General features: G+C 66.5%; 20 protein-coding genes. 6 read left to right on the forward strand and 14 right to left on the reverse strand.

Features of this window, described 5'->3' with window-relative positions:
- Positions 1 to 42 precede the first annotated feature (42 nt).
- Complete coding sequence (locus ACOGXQ_RS05490) at positions 43 to 342, reverse strand: hypothetical protein (RefSeq protein ID WP_419946424.1); 300 nt, start codon at positions 340 to 342, stop codon at positions 43 to 45.
- Positions 343 to 473: 131 nt separating this feature from the next.
- Between ACOGXQ_RS05490 and ACOGXQ_RS05495 the strand changes: the two genes are divergently transcribed.
- On the forward strand, positions 474 to 4,343 hold the full coding sequence (locus tag ACOGXQ_RS05495) for a RecQ family ATP-dependent DNA helicase (RefSeq protein ID WP_419946425.1): 3,870 nt from the start codon (positions 474 to 476) through the stop codon (positions 4,341 to 4,343).
- Positions 4,336 to 4,833, forward strand: coding sequence for a hypothetical protein (locus ACOGXQ_RS05500; RefSeq protein WP_419946426.1), 498 nt, complete (start codon positions 4,336 to 4,338; stop codon positions 4,831 to 4,833). Before ACOGXQ_RS05495 ends, ACOGXQ_RS05500 begins: the two co-directional genes overlap by 8 nt.
- Positions 4,834 to 5,002: 169 nt before the next feature.
- Here the strand turns inward: ACOGXQ_RS05500 and ACOGXQ_RS05505 are convergent, their stop codons facing one another.
- The 10 genes from ACOGXQ_RS05505 to ACOGXQ_RS05550 form a co-directional block, all read right to left on the reverse strand.
- The gene (locus ACOGXQ_RS05505) at positions 5,003 to 5,557 is read right to left on the reverse strand and encodes an NUDIX domain-containing protein (protein WP_419946427.1); all 555 of its coding nucleotides are present in this window, start codon (positions 5,555 to 5,557) and stop codon (positions 5,003 to 5,005) included.
- 10 nt (positions 5,558 to 5,567) lie between these two features.
- Positions 5,568 to 5,864, reverse strand: a complete 297-nt coding sequence (locus ACOGXQ_RS05510; RefSeq protein WP_419946428.1) for a 4a-hydroxytetrahydrobiopterin dehydratase — start codon at positions 5,862 to 5,864, stop codon at positions 5,568 to 5,570.
- A gap of 101 nt (positions 5,865 to 5,965) precedes the next feature.
- Positions 5,966 to 6,856, reverse strand: coding sequence for a Fe-S cluster assembly ATPase SufC (gene sufC, locus ACOGXQ_RS05515; RefSeq protein WP_419946429.1), 891 nt, complete (start codon positions 6,854 to 6,856; stop codon positions 5,966 to 5,968).
- The gene (locus ACOGXQ_RS05520) at positions 6,853 to 7,185 is read right to left on the reverse strand and encodes a non-heme iron oxygenase ferredoxin subunit (RefSeq protein WP_419946430.1); all 333 of its coding nucleotides are present in this window, start codon (positions 7,183 to 7,185) and stop codon (positions 6,853 to 6,855) included. The genes sufC and ACOGXQ_RS05520 overlap by 4 nt, the downstream gene beginning before the upstream one ends.
- A 28-nt stretch (positions 7,186 to 7,213) precedes the next feature.
- Positions 7,214 to 8,455, reverse strand: coding sequence for a Fe-S cluster assembly protein SufD (gene sufD / locus ACOGXQ_RS05525; RefSeq protein ID WP_419946431.1), 1,242 nt, complete (start codon positions 8,453 to 8,455; stop codon positions 7,214 to 7,216).
- A 66-nt stretch (positions 8,456 to 8,521) separates the two neighbouring features.
- The gene (locus ACOGXQ_RS05530; protein WP_419946432.1) at positions 8,522 to 8,935 is read right to left on the reverse strand and encodes a hypothetical protein; all 414 of its coding nucleotides are present in this window, start codon (positions 8,933 to 8,935) and stop codon (positions 8,522 to 8,524) included.
- A gap of 13 nt (positions 8,936 to 8,948) precedes the next feature.
- Positions 8,949 to 9,935, reverse strand: coding sequence for an HpcH/HpaI aldolase/citrate lyase family protein (locus tag ACOGXQ_RS05535; protein ID WP_419946433.1), 987 nt, complete (start codon positions 9,933 to 9,935; stop codon positions 8,949 to 8,951).
- Positions 9,936 to 9,952: 17 nt separating this feature from the next.
- Complete coding sequence (locus ACOGXQ_RS05540) at positions 9,953 to 11,011, reverse strand: HpcH/HpaI aldolase/citrate lyase family protein (protein WP_419946434.1); 1,059 nt, start codon at positions 11,009 to 11,011, stop codon at positions 9,953 to 9,955.
- Entirely contained in the window at positions 11,011 to 12,423 is a 1,413-nt protein-coding gene (gene sufB, locus ACOGXQ_RS05545; RefSeq protein WP_419946435.1) for a Fe-S cluster assembly protein SufB, read from the reverse strand. The genes ACOGXQ_RS05540 and sufB overlap by 1 nt, the downstream gene beginning before the upstream one ends.
- A 165-nt stretch (positions 12,424 to 12,588) precedes the next feature.
- Positions 12,589 to 13,494: an LLM class F420-dependent oxidoreductase gene (locus tag ACOGXQ_RS05550; protein ID WP_419946436.1), complete on the reverse strand. Its 906-nt coding sequence runs from the start codon at positions 13,492 to 13,494 to the stop codon at positions 12,589 to 12,591.
- A gap of 154 nt (positions 13,495 to 13,648) precedes the next feature.
- On the opposite strand from ACOGXQ_RS05550, the gene ACOGXQ_RS05555 reads away from it, so the two are divergent.
- A complete protein-coding gene (locus ACOGXQ_RS05555; RefSeq protein WP_419946437.1) occupies positions 13,649 to 14,008 on the forward strand; it encodes a hypothetical protein in 360 nt (119 codons plus the stop codon).
- Positions 14,009 to 14,045: 37 nt separating this feature from the next.
- On the opposite strand, the gene ACOGXQ_RS05560 is transcribed toward ACOGXQ_RS05555, so the two are convergent.
- A complete protein-coding gene (locus tag ACOGXQ_RS05560; RefSeq protein WP_419946438.1) occupies positions 14,046 to 14,564 on the reverse strand; it encodes a gamma carbonic anhydrase family protein in 519 nt (172 codons plus the stop codon).
- 74 nt (positions 14,565 to 14,638) lie between these two features.
- Here ACOGXQ_RS05560 and ACOGXQ_RS05565 point away from each other — a divergent pair, with 74 nt between their 5' ends.
- Together ACOGXQ_RS05565 and ACOGXQ_RS05570 are read left to right on the forward strand one after the other, a co-directional pair.
- Positions 14,639 to 16,816 (forward strand): S9 family peptidase, encoded by a 2,178-nt coding sequence (locus ACOGXQ_RS05565; protein ID WP_419946439.1) that lies wholly within the window; start codon positions 14,639 to 14,641, stop codon positions 16,814 to 16,816.
- Between the two features lie 344 nt (positions 16,817 to 17,160).
- Positions 17,161 to 18,315: a hypothetical protein gene (locus ACOGXQ_RS05570; protein WP_419946440.1), complete on the forward strand. Its 1,155-nt coding sequence runs from the start codon at positions 17,161 to 17,163 to the stop codon at positions 18,313 to 18,315.
- A gap of 183 nt (positions 18,316 to 18,498) precedes the next feature.
- On the opposite strand, the gene ACOGXQ_RS05575 is transcribed toward ACOGXQ_RS05570, so the two are convergent.
- Entirely contained in the window at positions 18,499 to 18,873 is a 375-nt protein-coding gene (locus ACOGXQ_RS05575) for a MauE/DoxX family redox-associated membrane protein (protein ID WP_419946441.1), read from the reverse strand.
- A gap of 68 nt (positions 18,874 to 18,941) precedes the next feature.
- Positions 18,942 to 19,436, reverse strand: coding sequence for a flavin reductase family protein (locus ACOGXQ_RS05580; protein ID WP_419946442.1), 495 nt, complete (start codon positions 19,434 to 19,436; stop codon positions 18,942 to 18,944).
- Between the two features lie 140 nt (positions 19,437 to 19,576).
- Here ACOGXQ_RS05580 and ACOGXQ_RS05585 point away from each other — a divergent pair, with 140 nt between their 5' ends.
- Positions 19,577 to 21,085, forward strand: a complete 1,509-nt coding sequence (locus tag ACOGXQ_RS05585; RefSeq protein ID WP_419946443.1) for a thioredoxin family protein — start codon at positions 19,577 to 19,579, stop codon at positions 21,083 to 21,085.
- The last annotated feature ends 252 nt before the right edge of the window (positions 21,086 to 21,337 follow it).

The raw sequence follows: 21,337 nt of genomic DNA on the forward strand, positions 1-21,337 counted from the left end.
GTACCGGCGGCCCCTACCTCTTGATGGGGACCCCTTGTTTGATCAGATGACCCCTTGTTTGATCAGATACAGAGACAGCTTCCAGCTGCTGTTCGAGATCGCTGCACGGCGGGTCTTGCCCGTAGCGTCGATGTATGTGGGCTTGGTTGGATCGCTCTCTCGACTGACGGTGAGATAGCACTTCCACTGCCGCGTCCAGCCAAAGCCGGTCTTGGAGGTGATGGCACGCACTCGGAACATGCCCACGGAAGTCTGCAGAAGCCACGTCTCGCGTGCAGTTCGACCCCAAGCCAGCCAGAACGAACCGAAGCGCTGCTGTCCATCAGGACGTACGAACGCCACCGACATCAACAGAACTCCGAGTCAAGTGTAGATATCCATATGCTGACGCCACGTATGAAGTCGGTATGGCCAGTCGCTGATGTTGCATTGGATCCGAGACGATGCCTCGCTGCGTGACGTGTACATCACCGATGGTCAAGCAGGTCGCGGCTGCAGGCCCCTACGAGGGTCAACGCATCTGGGTCTGTAATTCTTGCTCACCGGAACGCTCTGTCCATCGTTCTGAGGGCACGGTGCCACGTCGCACCTCGGCTCGCCATGCCGCTGCTGCAAGTGGCTCGAACGCGACCGATCCTGATATGCCCGAGGCCGAGAAAGCAGAGGCGCCAGCGGTCCAAGCCCAGTTCGTCCCCAAGCGTCGAGTGCCGTGGAGCGACAGCGCGGTCGCCCACCGGGCCAAGAACGGCTGGCGTTCCTACTACGCATCCGCCGGCGCATCGCTGAGGTCCGTTCCTGACAAGCGATGGGTTTCGCTCGCAAACTGCTGGGTAGCGAGGCCAGCACAGGAGGGCGTTGCGCGGGCGGCTGTTGGCCGCCCGCGGGTGGCCGCGACCATCCGCAAGCTGCTGGCCCGTGGCGGTGCGCCCCCGCTGCATCCAGATGCCGAACGTGCCCTGCTTCAACATCACGGCCTCGAGAGCCGAATCGTCGCCACGGGCGTCCATGACGACACAGCACCGAGACTTGATCCGCCGCTGGCCCTAGTGCCAAGTGCGTTCTCGGTCCCGGAGACCCCCGAACGTCCGCCAGCAGCCTTTGAGGATGGCCTGACCGACGACAACTCACCGTCTGAGGCGGAATTCGTCGGCGTGGTGCAGGAACGTGTGCCTCATGCCGTGCGGTGGTTGACGCCCCAAGCACCGCTGGACAGACTGTTGGCCGCAGGTGGCGACGATGGTGGTCCCCCAAGATGGCTCGGCGACCTGCATGAGAGTCAGCGCCGCGTCGACTTCCTGTGCTCAGCGCCCGGCGCCGCGCCATTCGTCATCGAAATCGACGGTCAGCAACACTGCGATGAACAGGCGACCGACGATCTGCGAGACAATGCACTCGTCGCCATCGGCATCGAGACGTTCCGTGTCCCCAATCGCGAACTGCGTGCCGAGTCACAACAGCACGAGCATCTCGATCAGGCCCTCGATGAGCTGCGTCAGCTGCCGGTGCCGCCCGCAGAAACCGACGGCCTGGTCTGGGGAGCCGTGCAGGCACACCGCTTGGTGCTGGGACTGTGCGAAGCGATGGACGCAGGCTGGCTTGATGGTGATTCGTGGCACATCGATGTACGCGACCCCACCTCTACGGCCGCCGAGACTATGGCCCCGCACCTTGAACTGTTCGATGCGCTCGACATCATGTGGAACCGCGGAGCGTCTGCACCACGCAGAGTCGTGTTCACCTGCGATGACCAGACCCACCTGTTCGTGCGTATCTCCCCTGGAAAGTTCGAGAAACGCCCGCTCCATGGACCACCCCTCGACGCAGCGGACGTGCAGATTCGGCTCGAGTGCGACCTCACACCGTCACAGCCATTGCCCGGTGACGCACCCGAGCGGACAGTCATCGTGCGCTCGTGTGGTGTACCTGTCCTGCTTGCCGACGAGTTCCACAGCACGCATGAGCGCATCACAGCCTTCGAAGCGTGCGATTCCATCGACGGCCGGCGAACTGCCGTCGAGACGGTGCTGCGAGCGGTGTTTGCCAAGAAGACGCTGCGCGAAGGTCAGCTGGAGGCCATCACTGAGATCCTCGAAGGTCATGACTGCGCGGTACTGCTGCCCACGGGCGGCGGCAAGAGCATGATCTACCAGCTCGCTGGATTGTGCATGCCCGGCGTCACCCTCGTGGTGGACCCGATCAACGCCCTGATCGACGATCAGATCGAGGGATTGTCGGGGCACGGCGTCGACCGCGGTATTGGCATCACGTCCGGCACCAAGCATCTGCAACAGGCCCTTGGCGATGCGTATTTCGCCTTCGTGTCGCCCGAGCGTCTCCAGCGTCAGGACTTTCGCAACAAGCTTGCCGAGTACTCCAAGAATTCGCCCGTGAACGTCGCAGTCATCGACGAAGCCCACTGCGTCTCCGAATGGGGTCACGATTTCCGAACCGCATACCTCAATTTCGGCGAGACACTGCGGACCACGTGCCGAGGCGAGCCCGGTCCACCCCCGCTGCTGGCGCTCACCGGGACGGCATCGCGACCCGTGCTAAAGGACGTCCTGCATCAACTCGGGATCTCGCAGGCGCGGGAGAACTCGATCATCCGGCCAGCCACGTTCAACCGACCCGAGCTGAAGTACCGGGTCGTGCGCACGCGACCGGAACTCCGGGAAGCGGAACTCAGCGGCGAGCTGCGTGCACTACCGAGCAGGTTTCTCGACGCGACCAGCGCCACGTTCTTCTCGCCAGAGATCGGCCACTCGGGCATCGTCTTCGTTCGCACCGTGACGGGTTCCAAGGGGGTGACGCCCACATGGGAGCTGGTCAGGAATCAGGACCCCTCAGCGACCAGATACTCGGGGAGGGCACCAAGGGGCGTGAACCCGTCTCAGTTTGACGAGCTGAAGAAGGTTTGGGCCGCGGATTTCAAGCAGAACCGCGCTACCACCATGGTGGCGACGAATGCCTTCGGCATGGGGATCGACAAGCCGGACATCCGGTGGGTGATCCACTTCGGGCTGCCGAGCTCGATCGAAGCCTTCTACCAAGAGGTGGGACGGGCGGGCCGCGATGGTGCACCCGCTTGGTGTGTGTGGATCCTCACTGACGACAATCGCGAACTCAACGAGAACTTGTTGCACAACGGGGGCGGGGACGGCAGGCTCGACGATGTCGGCACGGCGCTGTTTTTCCACAGGCAGTCATTTCCTCAGCGCGATAGGGAACACCAGGCGCTCCTGACCATCTACGGGGATCTCTCGGCAGGCAGGCACCAGGTCCGCTTGGCCCTCGAGGGGGATGACCGGAAGAAGGACAGCACCATCGGCAAGCGGGCGCTGCACCGATTGGCCGTCTTGTCGTGCGTGACGGACTACACCGTCCAAGGATTCGGCAAACGCGAAGTTGCCAACGTCCGAATGCGGCAGTGCTCTCCCGGCGACATCGTCGATGGCTTGCTGGGCTTCGTCGAACGGAGTGCTCCCGGCCGGCTCGAGAGTGTCCGATCGGAAGCAGAACGGCTATACCCAAACGTGGAAGCCGCCGTCGAGAGGTGCAGCAAGCTCCTCATCGATGTCATCTACGACACAGTCGTGCAGGCACGGCTGCGCAGCCTCCGAGAGATGTGGCTCGTCGCCGATGAGGCTGAGTCCGACGGCGAAGTCCTTCGGGACCGCGTGCTCGCGTTTCTCAATGAAGGCGACATTGCGCGGCGAATGGAGGAGTTGGCCGAACAGACGACGTTCGCCTTCGACGATTGGCTGGAGAACTGGGTTTCTCACGGCGGTGAGCCAGCGGCACGCGCACCCGCTGATGAGGCGTCCGACGAAGTGGCGGGCATCTTCGTCTCCGAGAGCGATACGCAAGAGTGGCGCTCGGCAGCCGCTCGGCTTCTGGGCTCATATCCGGAACATCCTGGGCTTCTTGCAAGCCGTGGCTTGGCCGAGGCGATGCTGCGCAATGGCGATCTACGCCAGTTCGAGCAGAACATGTCGGACGCACTCACCTCAGCCCTCGGCGTCTACGGCACCGACCGCCGCGAACTCCAACGCCCGCTCGCGGCGATCGTCGGGGCGCTCACCGATCGAGATGACGGCAACGGCCAAGCCGCGATGGTGCGCTCGGCTCTGGAGCGCACTGGGCGCGACCCTGGCCATCTCGTAGCCGGCCTGCTCGGCGCTGCGGAAAGCGCTGAGGCCCTTGGCGACGATCTCACGGTCTGGCTTGACGAGCACTGGCATCAACACGATCAGCTTGCTGTGCTCAAGCTGGCCCAGTCAGTCGAATTCGCCAACGACATCGCGGGCGCCGCATTGATCCACTTTGGGGGAAGAGATGACTGAGACCGAGATCACCTTCGACGCGGTGCGTCAGCGCTGGAGTGAATCCGCCGACGCCCTCGAGACTCTGCACGGACACCTCGCCGAGCTGAGCGATGCCAGGGAACGCCAAAATTCGGCCGCCGACGCTCTTGACTCCGCAGCAGTGGCGATGAACAAGTCAGCGGCCAGCATCGATGGCGTTGCAGAGGCGACCAATAGCGCTCTGACCCAACTGCAGGCAGCCGTGGAAGCAGCGCGCAAGCTGCTCGAGGGTGAACTGATACGAGATCTCCGACAGACCGTGATTGAACAGCGGTCGGCAATCGGAGAAGATGTCAACGGCCTCCGCGAGCTGCTCTCATCCAAACTGGAAGCAGTGGAAAACGAACGAGAGGAAGCTCGTACGCAGCGTGACGCGCTCAGACAGCGAGTCGACGCACTCGAATCTGCCATCTCTCGAATACCTGAGAAGCAACGCCAGAAGCTCAGTCAGAAATTCGGTTTGTCCTGAGGGCGCGGTTGGGCCGCTCCTCTTCGCTGCAAGCAGTTAGCGCCCGGACTCGATTACTGCTAGAGCTAGGGTCCGCCGCGTCTTAAGTCGCGTGATCCGCTCACGCATTTCCGCAGGTCAGAGACCTGCGTATGGGGGAAAATCACGCGACTTGACTGATGGCGGACCCTTACCAGCGGTGGCCGGGGGGGACGCCGGTCATCCATTCGGAGATGCGGCGTGACGTGCCCGGTGTAGTGCCCGGCGGCAGTTCGCCCGGGGGAAAGAACGCCACTTCGGCGATCTCGGGGGAGGCTGATTCCTCGACGCGCCAGTCGGTGACCACGAACACCACGATGTGGTCGCTGCGGTTGCCGTGACGTGATGAGTAGACGCCGAGCACGTTCTGGGGCGTCTCGGCGACGACAACGCCGGTCTCCTCGCGCAGTTCCCTCGCCACCGCGTCCACGAGCGCCTCGCGGGTCTTGACGCCACCGCCGGGCAGGAACCAGCCGTCCCGGTAGGTGTGCCGCACCAGGCAGACACGGCCCTTGTGATCCACCACCAGCCCGCGCACGCCGAGCGTGACCCGCGCAGGCCGCAACCGCACCCAGAACTCGAAGAGCTGATGCATCAGCCGGCGCACGCCCGGCCTCGACTCGACCGTTCCCTCGACGACCGGCACGGGCGCGGGCCGTTCGGTCTGGTCGGGCTGTGCGCGCCGTCGCAGGCGTGGCAGTCGCATCGAGCGGCGATCAGCCTGCGGCGCCTGCTAGGCCGTCCATCGCGCGCGCCAACTCGGCGTCCATCTCGGTCACGCCGCCGCGGTCATGGGTGTTCAGCGCCACCTCGACCGTGCTGTAGACGTTCGACCAGTTGGGATGGTGGTTCATCTTCTCGGCCACGAGCGCTGCAGACGCCATGAAGCCGAATGCCTCGACGAAACTCCCGAAGCGAAACGTGCGCCGCAGTTCGCTGCCCGAGACATTCCAGTTCCCGAGCTCAGCAGCCAGCGCTCCCAGTTCGTTATCACTCAACAGCTCACGTGCCATCGGATCACCCTCCCGTTGGTTCCCTTGGCCCAGTCAACACCAACTCCCAGCCACATCGAAGGCGCGCAGCGCGGCCCGCGTCAAGAAGGTTTCAGCGGCGCTCAGCCCAGCTCGTCGAGCTGGTCGGCCCACGGATCGGCGAACGGATCATCGGCGGCTGACGAGCCCGCTCCTGCGCCCAAGGCGCTGCCGAGACCGCCGATCGACACCGCGACCCCCGGCTCGGGTTCGTCGGGCAGATATGGGGCGTAGCCGTCGGCCTCGAGTGCCTCGGCCAGCTCGGGACCGCCGGAGCCGACGATGCGGCCGTCCACGATCACGTGGACCTCATCGGGCCGCAGGTATTCCAAGACCCGGGTGAAGTGCGTAATGGCCAGCACGCCCAGTCCGATCTCGGTGAGCGCCTCGATGCGGTTGGCACAGGCTCGCAGGGCGTCGATGTCAAGGCCGCTGTCGATCTCGTCCAAGATGGCGATGCGTGGTTGCAGCACGGCGAGCTGCACCGTCTCGTTGCGCTTCTTCTCGCCGCCCGACATGTCCACATTGAGCGGGCGCTCCACCAGCTCCGTCTTCAACCCGATCGCGCCGGCTTCGGCCTCGAGCATCCGGCGTATCTGCTCGAGATGGTCTGCCCCGGATCCGTTGGCGCCATCCCGCAATGCGAGGGCTTCCGCCAAGGCCTGCGCGGCTGAGACCCCCGGCACCTCCGTCGGATGCTGCATAGCGAGGAACAACCCGGCTTGCGCCCGCTCCCAAGGCGCCAAGCCCAGCACGTCGGCGCCGTCGAGGGTCACCGAGCCGGCGGTGACCTCATAGCCGGGTCGCCCCATGACGACATGTGCGAGCGTGCTCTTGCCCGAGCCATTGGGTCCCATGACCGCATGCACACGGCCCGAGGAGACCTCCAGATCGACGCCACGCAGGATCTCGGTGTTGCCCGCGGTTGCGTGCAGTCCCTCGATGCGCAGCGTGTGGGTCGTCGGGTCGCTCATGGCAGCACCACGGAGACATCGTCGCCGCTGACGCGGATCTCATAGACCGGCACGGGCTGGGTGGCGGGGAAGCAGTTCGGCTTGCCGGTCCGCAGGTCGAAGGACGAGGAGTGCTGCGGGCACTCGAGGGCGCACTCATCGGGCCAGACCCATCCGTCCGCCAGCGAGTAGTTCTGGTGGCTGCACCGGTCGCCGATGGCGTAGTAGTCGTCGCCGATGCGCGCGAGCGCGATGCGGTGCCCTTCGACGTCGAAGCGCTGTGCCTCGCCGTCGGGCACGTCGCCACGCTGGCACAGCACGGCGGTACGGGCCTCCTCCGTGGTGCTCATTGCACCGCCTCCATGCCGCCGGGTTCGCTCACGCCGCCGTCCCCGTACCGACCAATTCATCGATTCGGCCGCGCACCGAGGCCGCGATAGGCGCCGAGGGAAGCACATCGAGGACTTCGTCGAAGAACCCGCGCACCACCAGTGCCTCGGCCACATCGGTCGGCACCCCCCGGCTCTCGAGATAGAAGCGCTGATCGGCGTCCACGGGACCGATCGAGGACGCGTGACTGCATTTCACATCGTTGTTCTCGATCTCGAGGTTCGGCACCGACTCGGCCCAAGCGTTCGGCGAGAGCTTCAGGTTCCGGTTGGTCTGGTCTGCGACGACATGCGATGCGTCGGCTTCGATGCGGATCAGCCCGCTGTACACCGCCCTGGCGTGATCGTCGACTGCTCCCTTGAACAGCAGGTCAGAGGTGGTGTACGGCGCCACATGGGTCTGGAAGGTGCGGAAGTCGAGCGTGGAGGCGTCCCGGCCGAGATACACCGCGTCGATCTCGCTGTGCCCGCCGCGCCCGGTCATGTCGGTGCCGATGCGAGCACGGGCGTAGGCACCGCCCATGGCGACGTGGCCGATCCGCAGATTGGCGTCACGGCCCACGTCGGAGCAGTGATTGGCGATCTGCCACGCCTCGGATCCGAGTTCCTGCACCGTGAGGTGCCCCAGGTGGGCGCCATCGCCGACGCTCAACTCGGTGAGCGGGCAGATGAGCGCCGGCGCGTCGCCGCCGGTGTGATGCTCGATGACAGTGGCCCGGCTCATACGCCCGGCCGCCACCACCAGCCGGGGAAACCAGGCAAGTCCCTCGATGTCGGTGTGGACATGCACGACCACCGGGGCGCGCACCACCGCCTTCGCCTCGATGCTGACAGCCACGGGGGCAGAGGCGAGGGCCAGATTCCAGTCGCCGAAGACATCGGGTCCCTCCGGCGCAACGATCCCGACCAGGTCATCGGCGCCGTCGTCGAGCGTCGTCACGCTGATGCCGTCTGACCGCACGTCCACGTCGGTGACAGCGCCGTTCGTGATGCGGATGACCGCCGCTGCGTTGTCGTCGACGCCGGCTGCCAGACCCGCTGGACCCGGCCCTCCCCCTGGGGCGCCGATCGAGTACTGAGCGGTGTCGAGATCGTCGATCGGGGTGTAGCGCCAGACCTCTTCGGTGAACGACGGCTGGCCAGCGGCGACCGCTCTTTCTGCGGCCGCGCGGCGCCGCTTGGCCAACGCGTCGGAGCCGCCGAGTGCGTCGGCGAGTTCGGGGGAGAACACGTCGCGGAGGCTACCGGCGCGTCCGCGAGGCACTAGCGGGCGGAAACGGCACGGATTCAGCCGGGATCAGACTTCGCCGTCCTTGCGGTCGTCGCGGTCGCGGCGGCGCTGAGCACGCCTGGCCTTCTTGGAAGCCTTGCGGTTGCGCGCCTTCGCCCGAAGGCCCTTGGGTCGGGAACGCTCGGCCGCAACCTCCTCGAGGATGCGGGGTCCTGCAGCATTCACGATGTCCTCCGCGGCATCGAGCAACGCGCCGATGGAGTCGTCCTCGCCGATGCTCGCGGGTTCCTTCGCGAAGTTCTGCACACCTAGCGATCCGTGCTGCCAACCAGCGTCGAGACGGCGTGGGGAGTAGGACGGGCAGTCCTCGGGACAGCGCCACGGCGCCTCAGGCGCCAAGTCGAGATTGCACTTGCGCACGGTGTCGCCGTTCGGGTATGTCCGGCTCTCGTAGTGGCGGCAATTCGTCCGCATCGGCATGGCAGCTCGCTCCTTAAGGCATGCGCCGATCTAGAGGTCTTTCCATTGCGGCACTCGTAGTTTCTCGCTCTTGTCCGCTGCGCTCACGCGCCGCTCGGGCCACGGCTTCGCCATTCGGCTCAGCCTCTTGGCGCTGCGCAATCGCGTCGGCGAGCGCAATGGCTCGCCGGGCCTCGTCGACGTGAAGATTCTCGACCATTCTGCCGTCCACGGTCACCACGCCACGGCCATCCGCCAGCGCCGTATCGAACGCCTCGATGACCCTGCGGTGGAAGTCCAACTCGTCGAGGCTCGGCGAGAATGCCGCATTGGCGGACTCGACCTGGCTGGGGTGGATGAGCGTCTTGCCGTCGAAGCCGAGCTCCGCGCCCTGCCGACACACCGCCGCGAACCCGTCGGCGTCGCTGATGTCGTTGTACACGCCGTCGAGTGCAGTGACACACGCCTCACGGGCCGCCACCAGGCAGGTCGCCAGGTGCGGCACCAACGCGGCCCGGTCGGGCGTGATCGTGGCGCGCAGCTCCTTGGCCATGTCGTTGGTGCCCATCACCAGTGCATCAACGCGCTCGAAGTCCGCTATCGCACGGGACTTGGCGATGCCCCCCGGGGTCTCGATCATCGCCCAGATGCGGGTGGAGTCAGGGGCGCCCGCAGCCTCCAGCAGCGCCGACACCGCGGCCAATTCCACTGCGTTGTCCACCTTGGGAATGACAACCGCCGAGGGTGCCGCTGCGCCCGCGGCTGCGATGTCGTCGCGCCCCCACGGCGTGTCCAGACCGTTGCAGCGGATCGTCAATTCGCGGTGCCCGTAGGCGCCTGAGGCCACTGCAGCGCACGCGCCCTCACGGGCAGCTTCCTTGGCATCGGGCGCCACGGCATCTTCGAGATCGAAGATGAGCGCGTCCGCGGCGATGGTCTTGGCCTTCTCCAGCGCTCGGGCATTCGCCGCCGGCATGTAGAGCACCGATCGGCGCGGGCGTGGGAGGGCGGCAGCGCTCATTGGGCGTCCTTGCGTTCTCAGGTTGCTCCGAGTCCGTAGGCGGCAGCCAAGTCGGGATCGGCCGCCGCCAAGTCTCGGGCCAGAGCCAGCACCACCCGGCACTGCTTGACGGTCGCGTCGTCCTGCATCTTGCCGTCGATCATGACTGCGCCGGTGCCGTCGCCCATCTCGGTCACCACACGCTGCGCCCAGGCCACCTCGGCGGGCGCAGGGCTGAACACCCGCTTGGCGATGGCGATCTGGCTGGGATGCAGGCTCCACGCCCCCACACAGCCCAGCAGGTAGGCGTTGCGGAACTGGTCCTCGCAGCCGACGGGGTCGGCAATGTCGCCGAACGGCCCGTAATAGGGCAGGATCCCGGCGGTGCCGCAGGCATCCACCATGCGAGCCAGCGTGTAGTGCCACAGGTCCTGCTGGAACGACGTCCGTGCATCGTCGTCGCCGTCGGGCACCGGGTCGGTGCGCACCAAGTAGCCGGGATGCCCGCCGCCGACGCGGGTGGTCTTCATGCGGCGGTCAGCGGCCAGATCGGCGGGCCCGAGCGACAGCCCCTGCATGCGAGGGCTGGCCAGGCAGATCGATTCGACGTTGGCCACGCCCCGCGCGGTCTCGAGGATCGCGTGCACCAGCAGCGGACGTTCGAGCCCGATACGCGCCTCGAGCTGGGCCAGCAGCCGGTCCACGTAACCGATGTCCTCGGGACCCTCCACCTTGGGCACCATGATCACGTCGAGCTTGTCGCCGATCTCGTGGCACAGCGCCCAGACGTCGTCGAGGAACCACGGCGAGTCCAAGCTGTTGACGCGGGTCCACAACTGGGTGCGGCCCGGCTCCCAGGCCTTGCCGACCTCGATCAGGCCCACCCGGGCGGCGTCCTTGCTGTCGGCGGACACGGCGTCTTCGAGATTGCCCAGCAGCACGTCGACCGTGGGGGCGATATCGGGCACCTTTGCCCGCATCCGCTCGTTGGACGGATCGAAGAAGTGGATCAGGCGTGATGCCCTGTTGGGCACCTCGCGCAGCGGTTCAGGCGCCCCGAGCGCGAGCGGGACGAAGAAGTCTCTTGGGCTGCGCATCAGCCGATCGATCCCTCCATCTGAAGCTCGATCAGCCGGCTCCATTCGACGGCGTACTCCATCGGCAGCGTGCGGGTCACGGGCTCGATGAAGCCGTTCACCACCATGCCCATGGCCTGCTCTGCGGACAGGCCGCGGCTCATGAGATAGAAGAGCTGCTCGTCGGCCACCTTCGACACGGTGGCCTCGTGGCCGATCTCGGCGTCGCGAGAGCCGATCTCCTGGTACGGGTAGGTGTCCGAGCGGCTGTCGGAGTCGAGCAGCAGCGCATCGCACTGCACATGGCTGCGGCAGTCGCTCATGCCCTCTTCCACCCGCACGAGACCGCGGTAGGTGGTGCGGCCGCCGTCCTTCGAGATCGACTTCGAGACGATCTTGGAGGTGGTCTCGGGGGCGGCGTGGACCATTTTGGCGCCGGCGTCCTGGTGCTGGCCGTTGCCGGCATAGGCAACCGACAGCACCTCGCCTGAGGCCTTGGGCCCCATCAGGTACACCGCCGGGTACTTCATGGTGAGGCGACTGCCGATGTTCCCGTCGATCCATTCCACATGGGCCTCGTCGTAGGCGGCGGCCCGCTTGGTGACCAGGTTGAACACGTTGTTCGACCAGTTCTGGATGGTGGTGTAGGTGATGCGCCCGCCGGGCAGCGCCACCAGCTCGACCACGGCCGAGTGCAGCGAGTCGGTGCTGTACACGGGTGCCGAGCAGCCCTCGATGTAGTGCACCGTGGCGCCCTCGTCGGCGATGATCAGCGTCCGCTCGAACTGGCCCATGTTCTCCGCGTTGATGCGGAAGTAGGCCTGCAGCGGCATCTCCACCTCGACGCCGGGCGGCACGTAGATGAACGATCCGCCCGACCACACCGCCGAGTTCAGCGCCGAGAACTTGTTGTCACCCGGGGGAATGATGGTGCCGAAGTAGCGCTGCACGATCTCGGGGTACTCCTTGACGGCGGAGTCCATGTCGCTGAACAGCACGCCCTGGGCTTCGAGGTCTTCCCGGTTGCGGTGGTACACCACTTCGGACTCGTACTGGGCGGTGACCCCGGCGAGGTACTTGCGCTCGGCCTCGGGGATGCCCAGCTTCTCGTAGGTGTCCTTGACCGAGTCGGGCAGCTCTTCCCAGGCGTCGACCTGGCCCTCGGTGGGCTTGATGTAGTAGTAGATGTCGTCGAAGTAGATCTCCGACATGTCGCCGCCCCAGTTGGGCATGGGCTTGCGCTGGAAGATCTTGTAGGCGCGCAGGCGGAAGTCGAGCATCCACTGCGGCTCGTTCTTGAGCGCCGACATCTCGCGGATGATCTCTTCGTCCAAGCCCTTGCGCGGCTTGAAGACGTAATCTTCCTCGTCGCTCCACCCCAGCTTGTACTTGCCGAGGTCAATGCCAACGGCGGCTTCAGCGGTGTCGGTCATGAACTCAGCCTAACGCCGCCGCCCAGTCTGTCGATAGGCATCGCAGAGCGGTCCCTCAGCGTGCCCGACTTGGACGGGGTGATTCAATCAGGGCTAAGTCTCGGCTCAGAGGTGAGTGTTGCCTTTGAACCTATGTCGACCAGTGACCGAGTTGCAAAGCGCAGATCAACTCAGCAGGACGGGGGCGAGGCGGCGCCAGCCGTCGAATGCTGAGGGGGGGTCGTCTGCGAGGACCTGCACGCAGACGTGGTCGGCGCCGGCGTCGAAGTGGGCGTCGACACGGGCCTTGACGTCTTCTTCGGTGCCCCAGACGACGATGGCGTCGACCAGCTTGTCGGACGGGCCACCGTCGGGACCGCCGTCGATGTCGGCCTCGGTGAAGCCCAGCCGCAGCAGATTGTTGGCGTAGTTCGGCAGGCCCAAGTAGATGGCCATGTTCTTGCGTGCCAGCGCTCGGGCCGACTCCGCGTCGGTGTCCAGGATCGCCATCTGCTCGGGATACAGCGCCGCGTCGGGACCCATGGTCTCGCGGGCCACCGCAGTGTGCTCGGGCGGCACGAAGTAGGGGTGGGCGCCGGCGGTCGCCGTTGCCGACAGCTCCAGCATCTTGGGACCTAGCGCTGCGAGCACGATCTCACCCAGCTCCTGGGAGCCGTGGGCCATGAAGCGAGACTTGCCCATGCGCTCGAGGTACTCGCGCATGTAGCTGAGCGGGCGGGAGTAGTCGTGCTTGCGGACGTATTCCACGAGGTGGTGGTGGCTGACGCCGAGACCCAGCAGGAACCTGCCGGGGAACGCTTCGTCGATGGTGCGCAGTGTGTTGGCCATGGTCATGGGGTCGCGGGCGTAGATATTGGCGATGCCGGTGGCGATCTTGATGGTGCCGGTGCCCTCCAGCAGCCGGGCGGCCGCCACGAACGGATCGCGCCCGACAGCCTCGGGGATCCAGAACGCCCCGTATCCCAGCTCCTCGGCTTCGGCGACGAACTCGACGCCCTGCGCAGACGGCAGCGCGTCGAGCACCCCCGTCCAGATGCCGATGCGTCCCAAGTCGATGCTTCCCATGCTCATGGGCCGTGACGCTACCGCCGTCGGATTGGCGTCGCGAGGTCAGTCGCGACGCGCTAGCGCAGGAAACCATAATATGAAGGATTTCAGTATATTTTGCTAATTTTCGTGTATCACACCCTCGAGCCGAGTATGGTGCCGTGGTAGCGTTCGACACATGGGGAGCATCAGTGCGATGGACATCGTGCAACTCGTCACATTGGTGGCTGGCATCTTGGGGATCGTCTGGTACCTGCAGCGATCCATCTCCGGCTTGCGAGTCGAGATCAAGCAGGACATCGCTGCGTTGCGAGCCGAGTTCAAGGCCGACATCGCCGCCACCAACGAACGAATCGACCGCCTCCGCACCGAACTCAAGGCCGACATCGCCGCCACCAACGAACGAATCGACCGCTTGCAGTCCGCTGTCAACGACAACGGCCAGCGTCTCGCCCGCATCGAGGGCTATCTGGGTATCGGGATGCCCGCCGAGACAGCCGCCCGTGCAGCTGGTGCTGGACTCGCAACAGCCGGCTGACCCAGAGCGCAGTCGAAGACTGGCCCGATTGAACCAGTCAGTCGAGGCGGCGGAGTTCCTTGAGGTAGCGGACGCGGCGGTCCAGGTAGTTCTGCACGCCCGGCATGATCAACGGAGCGGTGTCGACGCCCTCGCGGACTTTCGCCGGCGTGCCGACGGCGATCGTGCCCGGTGGCACCTTCATGCCTCCTGGCACCAGGGCGCCGGCGGCCACCAGCGCCCGCTCACCGATCTCGGCGTCGGGCAGCACGATGGAACCGGTGCCGATCAGCGCCTCGTCGTGCACCACGCCGCCCTCGATGTGGGCCAAGTGGCCGACGGTGCAACGCTCCCCCACCGTGGTGGACTGCTCGGGCGTGACGTGCAGCACGGCATTGTCCTGGATGGACGTGCCGCCTCCGACGAAGATGTCGTTGTCGTCGCCGCGCAGCACCGCCCCCGACCAGATGGATGCCTCTGCGCCGATCGTCACCCGCCCGATGATGATCGCCTCGGGCATCACGAAGGCATCAGGGTGGATGGCGGGCTCGTAGTCGCCAAGCGCGTAGATGGGCACGCCGCCACGCTACGCGGTCGCCGCCAGCCGCCACACATGGCCCGGCGAGACTCGGCCGGTACGGTGCGCAGTCCATGACGCAGCCTCCCGTGGCACCGCAGCGGATCTATGTCCGGCGCATTCACAGCACCGAGACCGCCGACCCTTGGCACTGGCTGCGTGACCGGGACGACCCTGCCGTCCGGGACTATCTGGATGCCGAGAATGCCTACACCGAGGCCGCCACGGCACACCTGTCCGAGCTGCGCGAGCAGATCTTCGGTGAGATCAAGTCGCGCACGAAGGAGACCCACCAGTCGCTGCCCACGCCCAAGGACGACTGGGAGTACCGGGCTCGCACGGTGGAAGGCCTCCAGTACGTCATCCATGTGCGGCGTCCCCGGGGCGGCACCGACAATGACGAGGTCGTGCTGCTGGACGAGAACGAGCTGGCCGAAGGCCACGAGTACTTCGCCGTCGGCGACTTGGCGGTCAGCGCCGACCATCGCCTGCTCGCCTACACCACCGACACCGACGGCGACGAGAAGTACGCGCTCACGGTTTTCGACATCGCAAGCGGCGAGGTGCTCGACGGCCCCGACGTTCCGGGCCCCGGTTGCGGGCTGACCGAGCTGAGCTACGGACTGGTGTGGGCAAACGACAACAGGACGCTGTTTGCCGTGCGCACTGACTCCGCCCAGCGACCCGACCGGGTGATCCGCCACGTCGTCGGCAGCGACCCGGCCCGCAATATGGTCGTATATCGGGAGGACGACGAGCGTTTCTGGGTGGGCGTCGGGGCCACTCGCAGCGAGCAGTTCATCGTGATCGGCTCGCAGTCCAAGACCACTTCCGAACACCGACTCCTTGATGCCAGCCGGCCCGAATCGGAGCCGCTGCTCGTTCGGGAGCGCACCGAGGGCATCGAGTACGGCGTCGACCACCAGGACGACCGGCTGCTGATCGTCACCAACGACGGCGCGCGGGACTTCCGGCTGGTCGAGGCGCCGGTGCCGAGCGCGGGCGACGCTGCGGTAGGTGGCGATGACGCGAGCGAAGGAGGCACTGCCGCTGCCGCCGACCCTCCGGCCGCTGGTGATGCCCTCGACAACGGCAGCATGTGGCGCGAGCTGATCGGCGCACGACCCGGCATCCGGCTCGAAGACGTGGACTGCTTCGGCGACTTCGTGGTCGTTCACGACCGGCAGGACGGGCTGACCTCGATGCGGGTTCACGACACGCGCAGCGCCGCCGGGGGCGAACTTGGCCCGTCGTTCACGATCGAGATGCCCGAGCCGGTGTACGAGGCCGGAGGCGGGGCGAACGCCGAGTTCGACACCCGGCGCTACCGCTTCGGCTACACGTCGATGGTGACGCCGCCGTCGATCTTCGAGCTGGATCTCGACAGCGACGAGCGCGAACTGCTCGACCAGCTGCCGGTGCTCGGCGACGTCGATCTCGGCGCCTACCGGACCGAGCGCATCAGCGCCACCGCACCGGACGGCACGGCGGTGCCCATCAGCCTGGTGTGGAAGCCGAGCGCGGTGAGCTGGCCGGCGCCGTGCCTGCTGTACGGCTACGGCGCATACGAGATCCCGATGCCGGCGACGTTCTCGACCGTGCGGCTGTCGCTGCTGGACCGGGGCGTGCTGTTCGCCATCGCTCACGTTCGCGGCGGCGGCGAGCTGGGACGAGCCTGGTACGAAGAAGGCAAGCTCGCTGCCAAGCACAACACGTTCGACGACTTCGCTGCGTGCGCCCGTCACCTCGCCTCTGAAGGCTGGACGGACACGGGCCGGATCTGCGCTCGGGGCGGCAGCGCCGGCGGCCTGCTGATGGGCGTGATGGTGAGCCGTCACCCGGAGCTGTTCTGCGGGGTCGTCGCGGAAGTCCCCTTTGTGGACGTGCTGAACACGATGCTGGACCCGGAGATTCCGCTGACGGTCACCGAGTACGACGAGTGGGGCGACCCGGCTGAACGTGATGCCTTCGAGACGATCCGCTCCTACGCGCCGTACGAGAACGTCGAGCCGTGTGACCATCCGGCGCTGCTGGTGACGGCCGGTCTGGCGGATCCCCGGGTGCAGTACTGGGAACCCGCCAAATGGGTGGCCAAGCTGCGGGCAACGACGACATCGACCAAGCCGATCCTGCTGCGCACCGAGATGGGTGCCGGCCACGGCGGCCCCTCCGGCCGTTACGACGCCTGGCGCGACGAAGCCTTCATCCTGGCGTTTATCTGCGACGTGCTCGGCGTGGCCGAGACGAGCTAGGAGGCTGGCCGGTCTCTTGCCGAAGACGTCCTGATCGCGTGGAGCGCAGGCAGCGCGAACCGGGTCCGTGACAGCGGCTGCAGGTCAGCACATGAGTGTCGTACGGGCGTATTGGCCTTGACGGGCCTGCCCGCACAATGACGTGTCGGCTTGTGCGAGCCGGCACACGCGGTAGTGTGGTGCCGGATCGAGTACGGCGTTGGCCTCGTTGCGATGCGGCGGCGGTGCTGTGCGTGCAGGAGGCTGGTCCGAGATGAAGGTTGCTGATTCTCCGCTGAGCGTCTCGTCGGGCTTGGGGCCGCGTCGCGGTCGTCCGGTTCCCGGGGGGGGGGGGGGTAGCCCCCGTGAGGCCCCGCCAGCGCGCCGCGGTGCTGGCGGCGGTCGTTGTGGCATCGGGCGCGTCGGGGTTGTTCGCGGGGCCGTCGCATGCTCAGGGGTCCACGGCGGTCACGACTGAGCCGTCGGATGCTGCGGGCGATTTTCCCGGGTCGTATCTGAACGGCGCGTCCACCGCGGGGGTGGTGCGGCCGGGCACCACCAGCAGCGGCCATCTCACCGAGGATCTCGACACCGGCCACGGCACCACCGGCGACTACTGGCGACTGGAGCTGCCCGGAGGGCGCAGCTACCGGCTGCAGCTCACCATCCCCGGCGGTTCTCTGTCTGCGGGCCGTGGCGGGCGGCTGGGGTACGGGTTCGAGCACACCGACGGCACGATCTCCCATTACGGCGACGGCGACGACTTCAGAGACGACGGTCTGGCCTATGTCCATGTCAGCGGAGGCTCGCGGCGCTATTTCGCGAAGGTGTCCGCCCGCGACCTGCTCAACGGCGACGAGTCGCGGGTCTACAACGGCCCCTACGAGCTGGACCTGACCGACATCACCGGCACCGAGCTGATGGTCGAGAACACCTACACCGACGACGACGACGACACCGACACCTCCGAGACCATCACCACCAGCGACAACGTCAAAGAACGAACCTCGACCACGAGTGTGGGTCGCCGGTTCTCCACGACGATCACGACCGGCAGCCACACCCACGGGTACGTCATCGACCGCTTCCGCGTCCTGCTCGAAGCAGACAGTCATAGATCCAAACGGCCGTTCGTAGCGCTGTACGCAAGCGCCGACCCCCCAAACGTCCGTTCCTCGGGCCTGCCGCTGTGCCGGACAGACCGCATATTCAACTTCAGGAGAGAGGCTCACTTCGAGGCGGACACGGTCTACGGGGTCACGATGCCGGCCACCGACTGCGCCGACAACGCCTTCGCCGCCTCCACCACCTACACCGTGGTCTTCCACACAGACGCCGCCCTTGCTGAACACCAGCTGTCGCTGACCGACGGCGACGGCCAGTACGACTACGGCTCGGGCTGGACCATCGGCGACTCAGCACGCGTCCAAGCAACCACTGGCAGCTGGGGCGACGTCAGCGACTCGCGCGTGCCCCGCTTCAAGATCTACGCCAGAGAACTGCCCGCCGGCGGCCTGTAGGAAGAACTCCCTGCCGGGTCCTCGCCGATCGCAGGGCATCGAAGCCCGAGTGCACGAAATTGGCGGACTCTCGCGACCACAAGCCGCTCGGACAGGCGACCGTTCACCACATGTCGTGATGCGGCCCGCCGCGATGAGCAAGTCGCGCGGGTGGCGTCGGCACGCGCAGCAGGCACAGGCGGCCTAGAGCACAGCCAGCACAGCCAGCGCTGTCAGCACGGCGTTGCGCACGAGCGAGCCGGCGCCGACCGGCTTGGCAGACCAGCGGCCGAAGCAGGCACAGGCGGGCCGCTCAGCGATCGGCCGGCGCAGCGCTGCCAGCAAGGCGATGCTGAACGCCGCCAGCAGCCCCAGCGCCAGCCACGCCGGCCACGGCCGGACCGCCCCAGCCGCCAGGCTCGCCCCGAGCACGATCTCGACCGGGGCGACGAGCGGCACCGACCACCTCGGCGTACCCATCGCCAGCGCAGCACCCGGCCAGGACGAGTCGCGCAGTTTGAGTGCGCCTGACGCCAGGAACAGCACGCCCAACACAATGCGGGCGACAGTGCCGATCACCCGATCACCCTGCACAACGCACAGCGGGCAACGGCGTCGATCGCCGTTCCCCGTCCGTCAGCCGGCCATCACGCAAAGGTGCCGTAGCCGCCCTTCCAGAACAGCAGGGGATCCTTGGCATCGAGGATCTCCAGATCCACCACCCGGCCGACCACGATGTCATGGTCTCCCCCGTCGTAGACGGCTTCGATCGTGCAGTCGATGTAGGCGATCGAGCCTTCGATGATGGGAGCGCCAGTCCCCGAAGGGCGCCAGCTCACATCTGCGAACTTGTCCTCGGCCCGGCTGGCCATCACGCCGCAGGTGGCCATCTGGTCCTGCGCCATGATGTTCACGCAGAAGCAGCCCGCAGCACGGATGTCGCCCCACGACGACGAGTCCTTGGTGGGCAGGAATGCCACCAGCGGCGGATCCAGCGACACCGACGTGAACGAGCCGATGGCCATGCCGACCGGCCGGCCCTCGTTCACTGCGGTGACAGCGGTGACACCCGTCGGGAAATGTCCCAGAACGTCCCGGAAGAGCCTGCTGTCGATGGAAGGCTGGTCGCTCGGGTCAGTCACGGCGCCAACCCTAGACACGCCGTCAGGTCCGGAGCATCGGCGTTGTGCTGCTCTACGGGGAACCGGAATGTCAGCCCGTGTCGGCTGGCCGGACCGGACAGGCCCGGTCGGGCTGCAACGGCCGTATGTAGCCTCCCGCCATGGCTACGAGCGCTGACCAGAACACCGACGACGACGCAGCGGCGAGCGTGCCGCCCAACGGCTTGGTGGCCGTGGTGAAGCGGGATTGCCCGACCTGCGAGCTGATCGCTCCGGTGCTGGCAGACATCGAGGCACGGGGCTCGCTGACCGTATTCACCCAAGACGATCCGGCCTTTCCCGAATCGGTTGCCGCCAAGGTGCACGACGCCGCCCTGGCGTTCTCATGGCACCGCGACATCGAGACGGTGCCGACGCTGATGCGATTCGCTGACGGCGAGGAGGCCGACCGCATCGTGGGCTGGTCCCGGCCCGAGTGGGAGTCGTTCACCGGGCTCAGCGAGCTCGGCGACGATCTGCCCCCACACCGGCCAGGGTGCGGATCGCTGTCCGTCGATCCATCCATGGTCGACGTGCTGGCCGCCCGATTCGGCAGCGACGGCCTGACCGCTCGGAGGGTCGAGTTCGGCTCGCTGGAGGACCCCCAGGAGGCCATGCACGACCGGGGCTGGTCCGATGGCCTGCCGCTCGTGGCACCGACCGCGGAGCGGGTCTCGGCGATGCTGGCAGGAACGTCACGCGCCCCCGACGAGGTGGTCGCCAACGTCGCGCCGGATCTGGCTGACTGCACCGTGGAGAAGGCCGCCGTCAACGCCGTGATGGCCGGTTGCCGGCCCGAGTACTTCCCGGTGGTGCTCGCGGCACTGAGCGCCGTCTGCAACGACACGTTCAACATGCACGGGATGCTGGCCACGACGATGCCGGTCGGGCCTGTCTTCATCGTGAACGGCCCGATCGCCCGCGAAGTCGGGATGAACAGCGGCATCAACGTGTTCGGCCAAGGCAATCGGGCCAACAGCACGATCGGCAGGGCCGTGCAGCTCATCGTGCGCAACATCGGCGGCGGGCGGCCCGGCGAGGTGGACCGGGCCACGATGGGCCAGCCCGGCAAGGTGGGCTTCTGCTTCGCCGAGATCGAAGACGCTGCCGGTGACGGCGATGACGGCGCCGGCGGCGACTGGGGCCCGCTGTGCACCGACTTCGGTTTCGAACCCGGCACCAATACGGTCACGGCATTCCCCGGCGAGGCACCCCGCTCGGTCGTGGACCAACTCTCTCGCGATCCCGAGTCGCTGGCTCGCACGATGGCAGCCGCGTTGAATGCGATCCATCACCCCAAGCTGGTGCTGGGTTTCGATGCGATCCTGGCGGTGGCCCCCGATCACTCCCGCGTGTTCATCGACAGCGGTTGGACGCGCGAGCGCACGACTGAGCGCATCAACGAGCTGACCACTCGCCCTGGCGCCGAGCTGGTGCGCGGCGCCGGCGGCATCGCCGAAGGCGTGCCGGACTTCCTGGCCGAGGCGGATCTGCCCAAGTTCCGCGACGGCGGGCTGCACCTGATGCACTGCGGCGGCGGTGCCGGGCTGTTCTCGGCAGTCATCGGCGGCTGGGTGAATGGCGACATCGGCGCTCAGCCGGTCTGCGTCGAGATCGATCCTTGGCGCTAGCGCAGTGTCCACATGCCTACGCATGGTGACACCGAAGCAAAACACTGGAACTGCGGGCAAATCTGAAGCTCGCAAGCGCGCGAACGTTTGTGGACACCGCACTAGATGGTTGTTTCCAAGGGGTCAGCGTAAACATCTATAGTGAAAGATACTGAAATATACGCAAAAAGATATTGAGCGCTCAGGAACACGGGCGCGAGCAGCGGATGTCCGAGCCAGAGCTGAGCCGGAGCGCAAGGTCGGCAACGGACT

It is taken from the genome of Candidatus Poriferisodalis sp. (assembly GCF_965208485.1).
In the GTDB taxonomy this organism is placed as follows: domain Bacteria; phylum Actinomycetota; class Acidimicrobiia; order Acidimicrobiales; family Poriferisodalaceae; genus Poriferisodalis.